The organism is Candidatus Mycoplasma mahonii, from assembly GCF_030550815.1.
Taxonomy (GTDB): Bacteria; Bacillota_I; Bacilli_A; order Mycoplasmatales; family Metamycoplasmataceae; genus Mycoplasma_O; species Mycoplasma_O mahonii.
Genome location: NZ_CP114583.1, coordinates 320,476 through 333,967, shown reverse-complemented (window position 1 = coordinate 333,967; position 13,492 = coordinate 320,476). Strand labels below are relative to the sequence as shown.

General features: G+C 27.8%; 12 protein-coding genes. 6 read left to right on the top strand and 6 right to left on the bottom strand.

The genetic code is table 4. From position 1 onward, the window contains the following. Nucleotides 1–92: 92 nt before the first annotated feature. From dcm to O3I44_RS01645, 4 genes are all read left to right on the top strand, one after another. Complete coding sequence (gene dcm, locus O3I44_RS01660; protein WP_303717457.1) at nucleotides 93–1,256, top strand: DNA (cytosine-5-)-methyltransferase; 1,164 nt, start codon at nucleotides 93–95, stop codon at nucleotides 1,254–1,256. Continuing rightward, entirely contained in the window at nucleotides 1,256–2,305 is a 1,050-nt protein-coding gene (locus O3I44_RS01655; protein WP_303717456.1) for an MAG4270 family putative restriction endonuclease, read from the top strand. The genes dcm and O3I44_RS01655 overlap by 1 nt, the downstream gene beginning before the upstream one ends. 547 nt (nucleotides 2,306–2,852) lie before the next feature. After that, nucleotides 2,853–3,260 carry a hypothetical protein gene (locus O3I44_RS01650; RefSeq protein ID WP_303717455.1) on the top strand — a complete coding sequence of 136 codons (408 nt, stop codon included), beginning with the start codon at nucleotides 2,853–2,855 and terminating at the stop codon, nucleotides 3,258–3,260. A 698-nt stretch (nucleotides 3,261–3,958) separates the two neighbouring features. Continuing rightward, nucleotides 3,959–5,560 carry a DUF6119 family protein gene (locus O3I44_RS01645; RefSeq protein ID WP_303717454.1) on the top strand — a complete coding sequence of 534 codons (1,602 nt, stop codon included), beginning with the start codon at nucleotides 3,959–3,961 and terminating at the stop codon, nucleotides 5,558–5,560. Between the two features lie 85 nt (nucleotides 5,561–5,645). Here O3I44_RS01645 and O3I44_RS01640 read toward each other — a convergent pair whose 3' ends face one another. The 3 genes from O3I44_RS01640 to O3I44_RS01630 all read right to left on the bottom strand — a co-directional run bounded on the left by O3I44_RS01640 (nucleotide 5,646) and on the right by O3I44_RS01630 (nucleotide 8,272). Further along, the gene (locus tag O3I44_RS01640) at nucleotides 5,646–6,803 is read right to left on the bottom strand and encodes an ATP-binding protein (protein ID WP_303717453.1); all 1,158 of its coding nucleotides are present in this window, start codon (nucleotides 6,801–6,803) and stop codon (nucleotides 5,646–5,648) included. A 288-nt stretch (nucleotides 6,804–7,091) separates the two neighbouring features. Further along, a complete protein-coding gene (locus O3I44_RS01635; protein ID WP_303717452.1) occupies nucleotides 7,092–7,760 on the bottom strand; it encodes a protein kinase family protein in 669 nt (222 codons plus the stop codon). Further along, nucleotides 7,751–8,272, bottom strand: coding sequence for a hypothetical protein (locus O3I44_RS01630; RefSeq protein ID WP_303717451.1), 522 nt, complete (start codon nucleotides 8,270–8,272; stop codon nucleotides 7,751–7,753). The genes O3I44_RS01635 and O3I44_RS01630 overlap by 10 nt, the downstream gene beginning before the upstream one ends. Before the next feature lie 356 nt (nucleotides 8,273–8,628). Here O3I44_RS01630 and O3I44_RS01625 point away from each other — a divergent pair, with 356 nt between their 5' ends. After that, nucleotides 8,629–10,014 carry a glycoside hydrolase family 1 protein gene (locus O3I44_RS01625; RefSeq protein WP_303717450.1) on the top strand — a complete coding sequence of 462 codons (1,386 nt, stop codon included), beginning with the start codon at nucleotides 8,629–8,631 and terminating at the stop codon, nucleotides 10,012–10,014. Between the two features lie 281 nt (nucleotides 10,015–10,295). Here O3I44_RS01625 and O3I44_RS01620 read toward each other — a convergent pair whose 3' ends face one another. Then, on the bottom strand, nucleotides 10,296–10,583 hold the full coding sequence (locus O3I44_RS01620; protein ID WP_303717449.1) for a hypothetical protein: 288 nt from the start codon (nucleotides 10,581–10,583) through the stop codon (nucleotides 10,296–10,298). Nucleotides 10,584–10,826: 243 nt separating this feature from the next. Here O3I44_RS01620 and O3I44_RS01615 point away from each other — a divergent pair, with 243 nt between their 5' ends. Beyond that, the gene (locus O3I44_RS01615; protein ID WP_303717448.1) at nucleotides 10,827–11,819 is read left to right on the top strand and encodes a hypothetical protein; all 993 of its coding nucleotides are present in this window, start codon (nucleotides 10,827–10,829) and stop codon (nucleotides 11,817–11,819) included. Between the two features lie 27 nt (nucleotides 11,820–11,846). Here the strand turns inward: O3I44_RS01615 and O3I44_RS01610 are convergent, their stop codons facing one another. Further along, a complete protein-coding gene (locus tag O3I44_RS01610; RefSeq protein WP_303717447.1) occupies nucleotides 11,847–12,617 on the bottom strand; it encodes a PHP domain-containing protein in 771 nt (256 codons plus the stop codon). 93 nt (nucleotides 12,618–12,710) lie between these two features. After that, nucleotides 12,711–13,445: a class I mannose-6-phosphate isomerase gene (locus O3I44_RS01605; RefSeq protein ID WP_303717446.1), complete on the bottom strand. Its 735-nt coding sequence runs from the start codon at nucleotides 13,443–13,445 to the stop codon at nucleotides 12,711–12,713. Nucleotides 13,446–13,492: the final 47 nt, after the last annotated feature.

The following is a 13,492-nucleotide window of genomic DNA, read 5'->3' as shown; positions in this document are numbered from 1 at the left end:
TAAACCAATAATTTGATATAACCTTAGTTCCATGTATATTTTAGTATTAAAAAAACCATATTTTAATAAAAAACTTGTATAATTTCTTAATAATGAGTACTAAAAAAACGGATAAAACTAAGGTTAACACCAAACCATTAAGGGTATTTGAAGCTTTTGCTGGTATCGGAGCCCAAAGAAAGGCTCTAGCAAATATCAATAAGAAATATGAAGTAGTTGGAATGGCAGAGTGGTTCATCACTGCGATAATCTCATATCAAGCCATTCATCATCATCTCACCATAGATCCTATTGATCATAAGACTACAACTAAAACTATGATTAAATATTTAGAATCATTACCTTTGTCCCTTGATTCTAAGCAGCCAATTAAAAAGGGATATTGGAAAAGAAAGAAACTAAATGAATTAAGAATTATTTATAAGGCAGTAAAAGCATCAGAAGCAGAAGGAAACATCTTCGATGTTAGAACTCTATATAAGCGAAAACTAGCTGATGTTGACCTCATTACTTATTCTTTTCCTTGTCAAGACCTATCACAACAAGGAAAACAAAGAGGAATAAAAGAAGGTACTCGTTCTGGTCTTTTATGAGAAGTAGAAAAAGCATTAGAAAGTACTCCTAAAACTAAGTTGCCTAAATACTTATTAATGGAAAATGTCACCGCATTAATACATAAGACATTTAAAGATGATTTAAGTAAATGAATGAAGAGACTAGAAAAACTTGGTTATAAAAATAATATCAAAATCTTAAATGCTGGGGATTTTGGGTCTGCTCAAGCCAGAAGAAGGGTTTATATGATCTCCTCGCTTAAAAAAGAAGTAAAATTACCTGAAGGTAAACAATTACCAAAGGCGATTAAGACCGTCCTGGATAAGAAACCATCTAATAAAGACTTTATGCCATCCCTTGATAAATATGATATCTCGGACTTTAGATTAACTAAATCAAATATTAATAAAGGTACACTAATCAATTACTCAACATTTAATTCAGAAGCATATGTCTATGACTTAAAACATACAGGCCCCACACTAACGGCCTCAGGAGCTAATTCAAGAATCAAGATGAAGTATGATAACAAAATTAGAAAAATGAACGCCAGAGAGGCATATCAATATATGGGGTTTGATGAAGAAGACTATAACAAAGTAAATGCTCTTAATTTCTTAACACAAACTAAAATGATCTATACATGTGGTAACTCAATATCAGTAGAAGTATTAGAAGAAATAATGAGGGGGTTTGAATAATGGTATGTAAAATTTCATTTATTAATAAAGCCGTTAATAGTAATCGCTTAAATAGGAGCACGAAAATACAAGGAGACATATATTTTAAATATTCACTTAAAAATAATTTCCTAAAAATCGAAGGTGCAAAAATATTACTAAATGGAGAAAATGAATTTAATGAACATCAGCAGTCAACATGAAGTAAGTCCAAAGGACTAAGACAAAAATTCACTGATAAATTCAATAAATTTAATCACCTATCTAAAACAAAGAAATTAATTGGAATGTCAGATGATGAAATTTTGTGATGAAATAACAAAATGTCTACTCAAGGATCCGTTCTTTCAATTTCCGGGTATTTATCCGGTAATAATCCCACAGGATCACAGCAAGATAAATTAAATGGAGAATTCATTATTAAGTCAGGTAATAATGAAAATTTTCAATTCATAAACTTATTAAGAGTTTTCACCGACAAAAGAACTCTTAAGTCAAGTGACTTTGATTATTCTAATCACATTACATTCGAACAGTTTCTAAACAATGTTAGACAAATTGATAAATATAAATTTGTTATAGACAATTGATTTTCTAAAAGTTATAAGTTTTTCTATATTGATGAAATGAGAAGCTATTTAAGAATTAATGACATATCAGACTCCACCTCAAGGCTTAGAAATGAATTTAGAAATGTCTTAATAAGTACTTTTGATAGAAAAGACCATCTTTATAAAATATTTAAAGCAATGAAAATGGTTGAAGCTGCACACATTAAACCTGTTTCACATATTTCATCTGAATATAAAAATGAAATTAAGGATATAAATAACGGATTATTACTATCACCTGATATTCACAAATTATTTGATTCCGGAGCAATTACTTTTAATGATAGAGGAAGTGTTGTTTATTCCACAAATAAAAATCATGAACCATTTAACCTAAGCAAAGAAGAAGTTCAAAGACTAGAACTTGATAATTATAAATTAGATGGTTCATTGTTAAATGATAAAAGATTGGGATATCTAAAATACCACAGAGAAAACGTATATAAAAAGGGAGTTTAACCATTGTACACAATCAATGAGATTGGATAATCGCTTAGTGACTTTGTTAGTTCAGAAAAGAACTTAAATGCGTAATTATTTGCAAAAAAATCAGTTTATGATTAGTGAATAATTCTATATCTAGGTGCTAATATAACAAAACTGAAAATATAATAAAAACAAAATATATATACAAAAACAGTCCAAAAAACTTGCTAAGTAGCAAATAATTTATGGATTCATATATTTTTATTTTTGTTCTGTCCACACCTAAGTGTACCTAAAAATTTCATTATAAAAGCTCCTTTGCCTTACAATTGGGCTACATACTAATTAGAAAGAAAAGGGACCAATGAAATTATACAAACATTTAGCATTAGATAACGCCAACAAAAAATTATCAAGATATGACATTAGTAGGGAAACAAGCATATTCAACGGAAAGATAAGAAGATGCTTGAATAGCTGTAAAAGATAAGTATGAAGGAAAAATAAACAAAACTATTGACAAGGTTCTCGCATCCGCATCTATTATAGTTTCAAGCAATACTAGCAGCAAAGAGATCAAATGAAAGTTAATCAGGCTTATATGTGCGCTTCTGAATCCGAAGTAATTTATCTAAACTTTATTAAGGTTTGTAAACATTTATTTCACGAAAAAATACTGGGAGTAAAAGCTAAAAGATCCGTTGATGAATTTATGAAGGAGTTCAAAAAAAGATATCATGATGGATATGCACCTAAAAGGAGTTGAATATATTACATGGCAAAATCCCCACATTATAGTTTTATTTATAAATGATTACCAAGCACTAAAAAACCCTTTTTTAGTCTTAAATCAGATGATGAACGCAAAAAACTAGTTAAATATAACAGTATCGAAGTAAGGCCTGACAAGATACTATTAAGGCAACAACCAAATAACTATGAAATAGATATGTTATTGGAAAAAGAGCTGATGATCAAGCCCTACTAACCCTTATTGATATCCATAGCGGAAATTTCTATTCAACTTACTAGATCGAACAATGATGGGGTTCAAAAAAGCTTTAAAAGGCATTATAAAGACAAATAATATAACTATCAATACTCACACTATGGATAATTGGTGGTGAAAATAATTTACTTCATGAAATCATCAATATAGGTAAGCTGTTTAATTGTCATCCATATTGTTCAAGAGAAAAAGGGACACTAGAAAATAAACATAGAATTATAAGAAGATTAATCCCTAAGGGGAAAAGTTTAAATAAATATACAAATAAAGATTTATTAATCCTAAATAAATTTGTCAATAACTACTATTCAAAAACATTCAATATAATACAATTAAGCAGAACCAATAACGGCGGAGTTAACTTTTCTGAAATATATTAACATCATTCTGATATTGTTTTACATACAAGGCATCTGAACTCATCTTATAAAATTCCTGCTGCAAAAATGGACTCAGTGAGTATTGCAAGTATATTGAACAACCTTGTTTATTAGTTCAAGATAGTCATTAAAATGTTAAAATAAATTTATCATTATTTGATAAAGACTTTTTGAATTAAACTTATTTAGAGGATTAAGCATAATTTCTCTAAAATGTTTAAAAGCAAAAATCCTACTAAATAATTCTGCTCACTTGAAAAAAACATAGTTTAAATATGATTCCTATATAATTATTAAATGGCAATAAAAAGAGATATTAAAATAAATTTATATAAAAATGATTTTAAAATAAGTGACATTTTAATCGATCATGAAAAGTATATATTAACGAAGTCCGAAGAGATTGATAAATCCCACAAGGATAATGAATATATTTTTATATCTGGAGATGTATACCAAACATACATAAGAAAAAGCCAAATCTTTCCAATACATGAACCTTTGATTGATTCTTTTTCTGGTGCAAAAATTAAAAAATATGTCTCAAAATTAAAGGCAATTATTTTCAAAAAAATAGATAATCGTTATTTTTCAATTTCTATAGGAAACACAAGTGAACTTATTAATTATGAATATTTTGAAGATAATTTTGGGATAAAATCAATAATAAACCATTCCAAATCACTAAATAAAGAAATAAAAATAAATTTATTATCTAGCAAAAATAAGGTAAGTGGTGATAATTTGATGCAGGGTAAAAATAAATATACAGATTTTAACAATTACAGATTTAAAAAAATATATGATAACCTTAAAAGTATGAAGATAAAATATACTTTATTTGAAAAAACAGGAAGTGTAATGTATCTTAATGATGGAATAAGAATCGCCATCAATAATGATTACAATCCCTCAGAAATAACTAACTGCATTGAAGATTTTATAAAAGAATATTTTCTAAATGATTCTAAAAAGAGTTTATATAAAAAAGATTTTGATTTTTTAGATTTTTATCAAAATGTTGATAACGATATGGAGAATAAGCTTTGAAATATTGTTAAAAAACAATTAAAAGGTAATGAATACAAAGGCTTGATTGCATGACCTACATTTGAAGATACTAATCATGCATACTTTCATCTCGATAAATTAAAAGAGCAGTTTTATGATTTATCAAATAAGTTGATTAAAGAAGCTAATATCGTAAAAGGTAGAACCCAAATAGAGAATATGATTGTTCACTCTATGGATGATGGTAGTTCTGGTGATTCATCTTTAAGTCATAAAAAATTAAAATATTTGCTATCAACAGAACAGGAATTGAATGGTGAATTCTATATTCTAAATGAAGGGAAATGATTATTAGTAAATAAAGATTATAAAGATGAGGTAAATGAAAAATATAAATCTATTGCTACTTCTAAAATTAAATTCCCAAATTGACCATCAAAAGAACACGAATCCGAATATAATACAAGAGTCGCATCAGAAAAATTATGAATAAATATTGATAAGAAAATGGTTCAATTTGGAAATTTAGAAAAATTAGAAATTGCAGATTTACTTATAAAGAATAAGACCTTAATTGCTGTAAAGGCACTTCACAATTCTGCCTCCATTTCACATTTAGTTGCTCAAGTAAGAAATTCTATTAGTGCAATTAAGCGGAATTCGGAGAAAATAAATAATTATTTAAATAATCATTTAAATAATAAATCAGGAATGGAAATAGATGTCTCTGATATAAGTGAATTTGTATTAGCTATAGGAACATCAAAAATATTAGATGACGGAAAACCTTATCTACCATTTTTTGCCCGTTCCATAGTTGTAGATGAAATTATTGATAGAAATTCTGATAAAATAGAACTAAAAATTGTTGCTATAAAGCAAAAATAAGGCAAGTATTCACAATATATAATTAAGCATAAAATATAATCATATTTACAAAAAATTCTTGTCACCATCATAAAAAATAATGTGGTTATCAATTTCCATTCATATCAAGTATTGAAACCATTTCATAGTTATCTTTATGTTTTGTTTCTTTACATCAAAGGAATTTATTTTGACTAATTGTTGTTCTAAATGTTTTATTAATGCTAGGACTATCTGAATACTTAAATTCATGCAATGTCTTAATTGATCCATTAGGATTTAATAATATGAAGTCAATTTCTTCCTTAGATGTGCTATCTTGATAATAATAAAACTGCTTAGTTCAACCATTAATAGATGTAGCTCAATAAAGTCAATATGATTCTATAATATGCCCTTTGTACTTACCGTTTATTTCGCTAAATTGTTTTCCAAGCAATCAAACATGTAAATGAGGATTCAAATATACTTTCTTAGTCTTTTTCTTTCCAATAATTAATCTTTCATCCATTTTAAAGATAATTTTAATTAAAGAAGCTCTTTCTAAAATATCCAAATAATTTTTAGCCGTTACTCTTGTGATCCCAACTTTATTAGCTAAGGTTGTTTCATTAACCTCTCCATTTGATAAATGCGATAGTTCTTTAATAAACCTCATTAAAGCTAATGTATCAATATTATTAAATGCCTTTGGAATATCATTCAATATAATGGGTTTTAAAGTTTCATTGAGCATGTCAAAGATACTTTTATCAGATTGTATATATGCAGGAAATCCTCTTCCTAAAAAAATTTCAAATTCAGCAAATGTTTTCTTCTTACCTGATAATGTCAAATATTCATCAAAATCTCAAGTATCTAAATAAATTCTTTTGATTCGATTTACACCCATTTCTTTACCTAACAGATTAATAGATGATGAGCCCGTTACAACATATTTACATATATTGTTACTAGTGAACTTATCAAATAAATTTTTAATGATTAAATCTCATCCTTTTCTTAACTGAACTTCATCCAGTAATAGTAAATCATATTTAGCAGATAAATCAACTAAATAATTTCATAGTTCTAAATCTTTTAAAGCATAAATTTCAAAATCATCAAGCGAAAGATAGAAGGAATTTTTAAACTCTTTATTTAATTGTTTTAAAATTGTGGTCTTACCTATTCTTCTAAGACCTATGATCAGCGGTATCTGATTATCCTTTAGTGTCATAACTACTTGTTTGTATGCAACTCTTTTGATTAGTTTTGTTTCCATGGTGTTATTATAACACATTGTATAGTGGTGTATACAATAATTGTATAGACCACTATACTAGCTACCAAGAAAATTATAAAGTTAACGCAAGATGGTAATAACGTTGTTTATTTAGATGGCAAGAAGGCATTTACAAATATATCTTGCGGCCACATGAATAACAAAATGGTGGCAGAAGTGAAGGAATTCATTAATGGCAATAATCTTGATCTTTATCAAAGCATTTCCGAAGAAACCGCCCGTGTTGTTTCATTACTGCTTCAATAAATTACTGCTTCACAACACTAGTTATTTTGAGAGCATCTTTTTGTATTTAGCACGTAAATGAAGAACAAAATTAGACTTTGGCACATCAAAGGTCCATAAATAAAAATAACATAAAGAAACAAATAATAATTCATTGAATTCATTACTTTTTTTAACAAGTAACTCACCTTCGGTAACATAAAATTGAACATAATCAAATAACTCAACATTCATGTTAGACCATTCATAATCAATAAAGGTTATTTTGCCTTTATTAATCAACATGTTTTCTTTATTTAAATCATTGTGTGAAACCACATGGTTATAATTTTTAAGTAAATTACGTTTGTTTTTAAAATCACTTAAATACTCCATCGGTAATTTAGCTAACCACTTATCATATTTAGTCCAATCATGGACTGAAAGACCATCTATGTGCAACTTGTGCAGTTCTTCAATCTTCTCTTTAACTAAATTCAAAATGGGCGATGTTCACTTTACAATAGTCTCTCCGTTAATTCATGAACGAGTCATGACACCACTATTATTCAGGCGGGTTTTTATATTCAGGGCGTTAAAGATTTTAACTTCATTTTCTAGATTAGATTTAACTTCTTTTGGTTCTCTAATATATAAATCATCTTGTTTATAAACTGTATTTAAATAACCTTTACGGATTATCTTTGTTGTTGTTTTATCTTTTAAGATCATTTGAACTCTTTTTTTGTAGCAAGTTTTTGCAACATTTTTAGTTTAGGTATCATAATCAAGGCAAAAACCATTGCTGCCATTGTAATGAAAACAATAAGGGCATTTAATGATGATGATAATCCTCAACTGACTTTATAAGCCACAACTCCTGAAGTGGTATGCCAAAATTCTTTAATACTAAAAATAACTATAATCAACAAAATTAAGCATGGTATGAAGATTCATTTGTTTTTAATAAATTTCATTGGATAAACAATTAATAAACCCAATACTAGTGATGTATAATCTAAAATAAAACTTGCTAGACTTGCTTGAAATGTTTGTCCTAAAGCAAACCGTAAAAACGGAGCTGTGATCAACACTAAAAGTGATGTCATAAAAGGTAAGACTAACAACATAATTACTCCGAAAACCATATATAACTCTAATCATGCATATCCAAGTGGTGTCTTTGGAATAATTCCATCTATGTATTTAAAGACAGTGATAAGTCCTAACATAATTCCGACCATAGTAATTTGTAATATTGCTATTTTTTTAATTTTGAAAATAAAATCCTCCTATGATTAGGAGGACACAAAAAGAATTGTGTCGACTCCCTATGCCAGTATTAACCGGATCAGGTCATTAAGGATGTATCTCAACCTTGTGGTACTCCTGTCAGACATTATTATTATAATATAAAATTATATTCAATAAATAATTAATGTAGTTTTACGTTTTATATGAGAGATTAAAAATTGATTGTTTTGTCCAGGAATATGTGAACCTAATTTTCAGATTAGAAATTAATACTATATGATAGATGTAATATATTATAATTTAAGATGATTTAAGTTATGCACTCTAAGTAAATAGGAGATTAAATATGACAAAAACTATAAAGTTTCCAAGTAACTTCATGTTTGGTTCAGCAACGTCAGGACCACAGACAGAAGGCGGAATTAATATGGACGGAAAAACACAATCCGTATGAGATTATTGATATAAAAATGGTGGCAACTTTTATGACAATAAATATGTTCTGGGTGATGCAAGAAACCGTTATAAAGAGTATGTCCAAAAAGCAAAAGAAACAAATTTCAATTCTTTAAGAACATCAATACAGTGAACTAGATTAATTCCAGATGGAAAAAATGTTTCACAAGATGCCGTTCAATTTTATAAAGACTATCTACAATGTATTAAAAATTCTGGGATGAAAGTACTTGTTAATTTGATGCATTTTGATATGCCATTATGACTATATGAAAAAGGCGGATTTGAAACTAAAGAAGCCATAGATGCTTATATTTATTATGCTAAGATTTGTTTTGAAGAATTTGGCCATATTGTTGATTATTGATTTACATTCAATGAACCAATTGTTCCAGTTGAAATGGGATATTTCAATAAGTTTCATTTGCCAGCTATATATGATGTTAAAAAAGGATACCAATCATTATTTAATTATTTAATTGCCCATTTAAGAAGTGTGGAATTATTTAAAGAAATGAATCTAAAAAGTGAAATAGGGATTATATTAAATATCACTCCTGTTATACCAAGATCAGATACTGAAGAAGATATTAATTCAGCAAAGTGAGCATCATTATTTCAATATAGATCATTTCTGGATCCCATTATTAAAGGAGAATTTCCGCAAGAAATAATTAATCATGCAAAACAAAATGGTTATATGTGAGAAATGACAAATGAGGAAATAAATATAATTAAAAGAAATATCGGAATTGATTTATTAGGATTAAATTACTACACACCAAAAAGGACAAAAGAAGTTGTAAACAAACAATCATTTAATTTATATAAACCTTTGGAAGGCCAACTTTATGATGACTATGAAATGCCCAATAGGAAAATTAACAAACATAGAGGATGAGAAATTTTTCCTGAAGCAATTTATTTAATGATTAAGAATATACAAAATAATTACAATAATCAAAAGATGTTTATTGCTGAAAATGGTATCGGAATTCAAAATGAAGAAATATGAAAAAAAGACGGAATTATCATGGATGATTATCGTATTGAATTTTTCAAGGAACATTTGCACTATGTTCATAAAGCGATTTCTGAAGGCGCGAATTGTATCGGATACCATATGTGAACATATATTGATAACTGGTCATGACTTAATGCATATAAGAACAGATACGGTCTTTATAGTTTAGATATAAAAACAGGCAAGATAAGTGCTAAAAAGTCTGCAAAATGATATGGAGAATTAGCAAAGCACGGACAATACAATGAATAAATCATATTTTAACACTGGAGACAATACCACTCAATGTATAATTACAATGCAAACAATGAATTTTTCAACAATCAAAAAAGATAAATAATTTCTCATCCATAGTATTATGCCAAAAATAGCATTTTGTAGTATTTAATTTTTGTTTTTGAGATAAAAGTTCTACATTATAGAGGACAAAATAATTGTGTCAAACTCCCTAAGCAAATATTAACTGGATCAAATCATTAAGGATGATTTTAATGTATGATAAACAAATGATGATGCTTTTTTGCAACTAGTTATTAAATCATATTTTTTACTAATTTTTCATATTCATGGTTCATTGCCTGATTAATATGCTTAAGAGTGTTGTAGTAATCTCATGCATCATGAGCATTTTTATATTCATTAGTAACATCAATCTTAAAACGATTAATTATTTCTCTAGTGTTTGATCATGGATGGTTATATTTAGGGTTTTTGTGAAAAACCATATCAAATAAATCAGATATATATGCTTCATAACTAATGCACATGTTAATAATGGACAATTTGTAGTTTTCTTCAATAATGTCATTATTTTTTAACAATGTTTCGATATAAATAGCATAATTATACTTCTTTGTTATTTCATTAATAGCTTTTCAGTTAATTGTTTCACTATCTTATTATATAAAATATGCATAATAATAAAAAACAATATAAAATTAATGAATTGTTATCAAAAAATAAAATATGGTAAATCAATATGTTTATATAATTTAAATGTTATTTTATATTTAAGTCTATTGATTTGGATTAAAAACAATTTATAACTAACAATTGGAGAATAAATGATTAAAAATGCTATAAAATCCATTAGGAATGATGTGCACATACTTGTGAAAGAACCAAAATCTGGAAAAACAGAAACAGTGAATGCGCTCACTAATAATGAGGAGCACCTGCTGATATCTCCTGCAGATATTCAAAATATTTTTGATCATAACAAGATCACCGAAAAAATTAATGACATTATTAAGAAGTCAGACAAGCCAACTATAATTATTGATGGGGTATTTGATAGTCTTTGTGATTTCCAAATATCAATGGAGTTGAAATATTTAAAAGGATTAGATAAAAAGATAATAATAGTGTCAAATAACAATGAAATTATTCATTCATCAATGAGTTTAGATATGACCAATGAAGAAGAAGATAAAGAATTAGATTTTAAAATAATCACAAATGAACACAGCTTACGTTGAAACCAAATATATATAAACTATTTTTGAAATCAACTCCTATATGGAGAAGGGGAAATTAATCTTGACGGGGATAAATATGTGATGAATGAAGCTGATTTTGCTGCACTATTAATATCCTCGAGATACTGAGGAAAAGCTGATCAAATATTTGATATTGATACCAATACTAATGTAGAATATTTCAAGACCATTACTAACGTATTCTTCCATAACAGGAGTTCCATTATTAATGTTGATTATTTTTTAGACAATATTTTGATGCCGAAATATCTTTCTGCAGAAAAAATTAAAAAATATATATCCATCGACGGACAATTGCAATATTCAATGGATAATATGGATGATATAATCAACGATATGTCTGCACTAAAAGAAGTAAACTTTGATTTATTTATTAATGGAATTATTGGCAGACAACTCATTGCTAAAAAAGGAAATAAAATACAGCATAATATGTTAGCTCAATGGAGCACCATTATAAACGGAATTGTTCATTCAACTGATTTTCTTATGCCTAAATTAATAGCAGCAAATAGAGCTAGTATCATAAAAATAATCAAAATTTTAAAAAACATATAATCCACAATACAAAAATATTGACTTGCCCTAAAAGTCTATTTTATCTACAAGTTTTATTTTAGTTTTTTTAGCAAAGGCATAAGTTTTTTTAATATATTCAGCACTTCAATCATTAGTGCTATGAGCATCTAATTCTATAATGGCCACACATCCTTCATCTTTTGCCATTTCAAAGAAGCGCATATTGGGGTAGTTTTCTTTGTGACGCAGACCACTAAGATTAATTCCTAAAATAATATTATGTTTTTTTGAAAGCTTCAGAATATGCTTTGCGATATATTTCTCTTGCGGTTGTCACTCGGCATCACCCCTTGTATTTAAAAAGACGTCTGGATGAGCAAGATATAAAGGTTTTAGTTCTTTTAAAGCCTTTTTATAGGCGTTGACATAGAACTTTGATTCTTTCATGGTATTGAGTCTTGTCTTGGAATAAACTCCATCACGATAAAAGTGATGACCAATAATAAAATATTCCACACCAGGATAAGAAAGGCGCTTTTTGATATGGTCAAAAAGAAGCAGGCCTGTTTGTGGATCAATAATTTCTGATTCCAAACCAATTCTCACATCGATCTGGTTTTTGTACTTTTCTTTCATTAGCAAAGCGCCTTTAACGAATTTTTTAAATGCAACAAAATTTGCAAGTCTTAATCCATCATCGCCAGATGGTAAATCAATATGCTCAGAAAAACCAATCGTCTTAAGCTTATTTTGAATAGCAAGCAACACTTGATCTTCTATAGTCAAACTTGAGTGGTTACATAAAACAGTATGTGTGTGGTAATTATGTTTTAACATTATCACCATTATAGCAAATAAAAAATGCACTTCTTTTATTTAGAAGTATAGAATATTTTTTTTCAGGTTGACATGTAGATCTTTCTAAGAAAATTATGTATTTCATAAGCTAACAATAACATACTTGCTAAAGTTAATCATTTCATTTTTTTCGGCTAAATATGCAACTTCGTTATTCAAATCAATCACGATAGAATCTTCCTTTAATGTTGAAGGTTCTACACAAAAAATTTGTCTCCCAACTGCGTTCTTATATGTCAATGGTTTTTGTGAGATAGGTTCCAAGTTATAAGCAAGTTTTTTTTGGACTTTGATTGCCTTGTCAATGTGCAATTCTCTTGGCTTACCATTTTCTAATCTATTGTAATCAAAGTATCTATATGTTGTATCAGAAGGCTGTTGCACTTCCAACACTTTAATACCTGCTCCAATCCCATGGACTAATCCTGCTGGAATATTAAAAAAATCACCTATTTTAACATTAATAAATTTTAAATTATCTTCAAATAATCCATCAGATATTTTTTTTCTAATAATTTGTTCATCATAATGTTTTAAACCAATCACTATTTTAGCATCAGGATCGTGATTTAAGATATATCATGATTCTGTTTTACCATTTTCCTCATTTTCTAATTCTTTAGCAAAATCATCATCGGGGTGCACTTGTACAGATAGTGGTCTATTTGCTTGAATAATTTTAATCAAGGGACCATGGGTTGTTAATTTGCCATCCTCAAATGTTGTTTCCATCCCTTTTACTGGAGAGTACATCCATATTTCATACCCTCAAATTTTTTCAATTTTTTTACTAATAATTTTTTTCATTTTTCTCCATAATCATCATTAATTGTTTGTATTAATTATAGAATAAA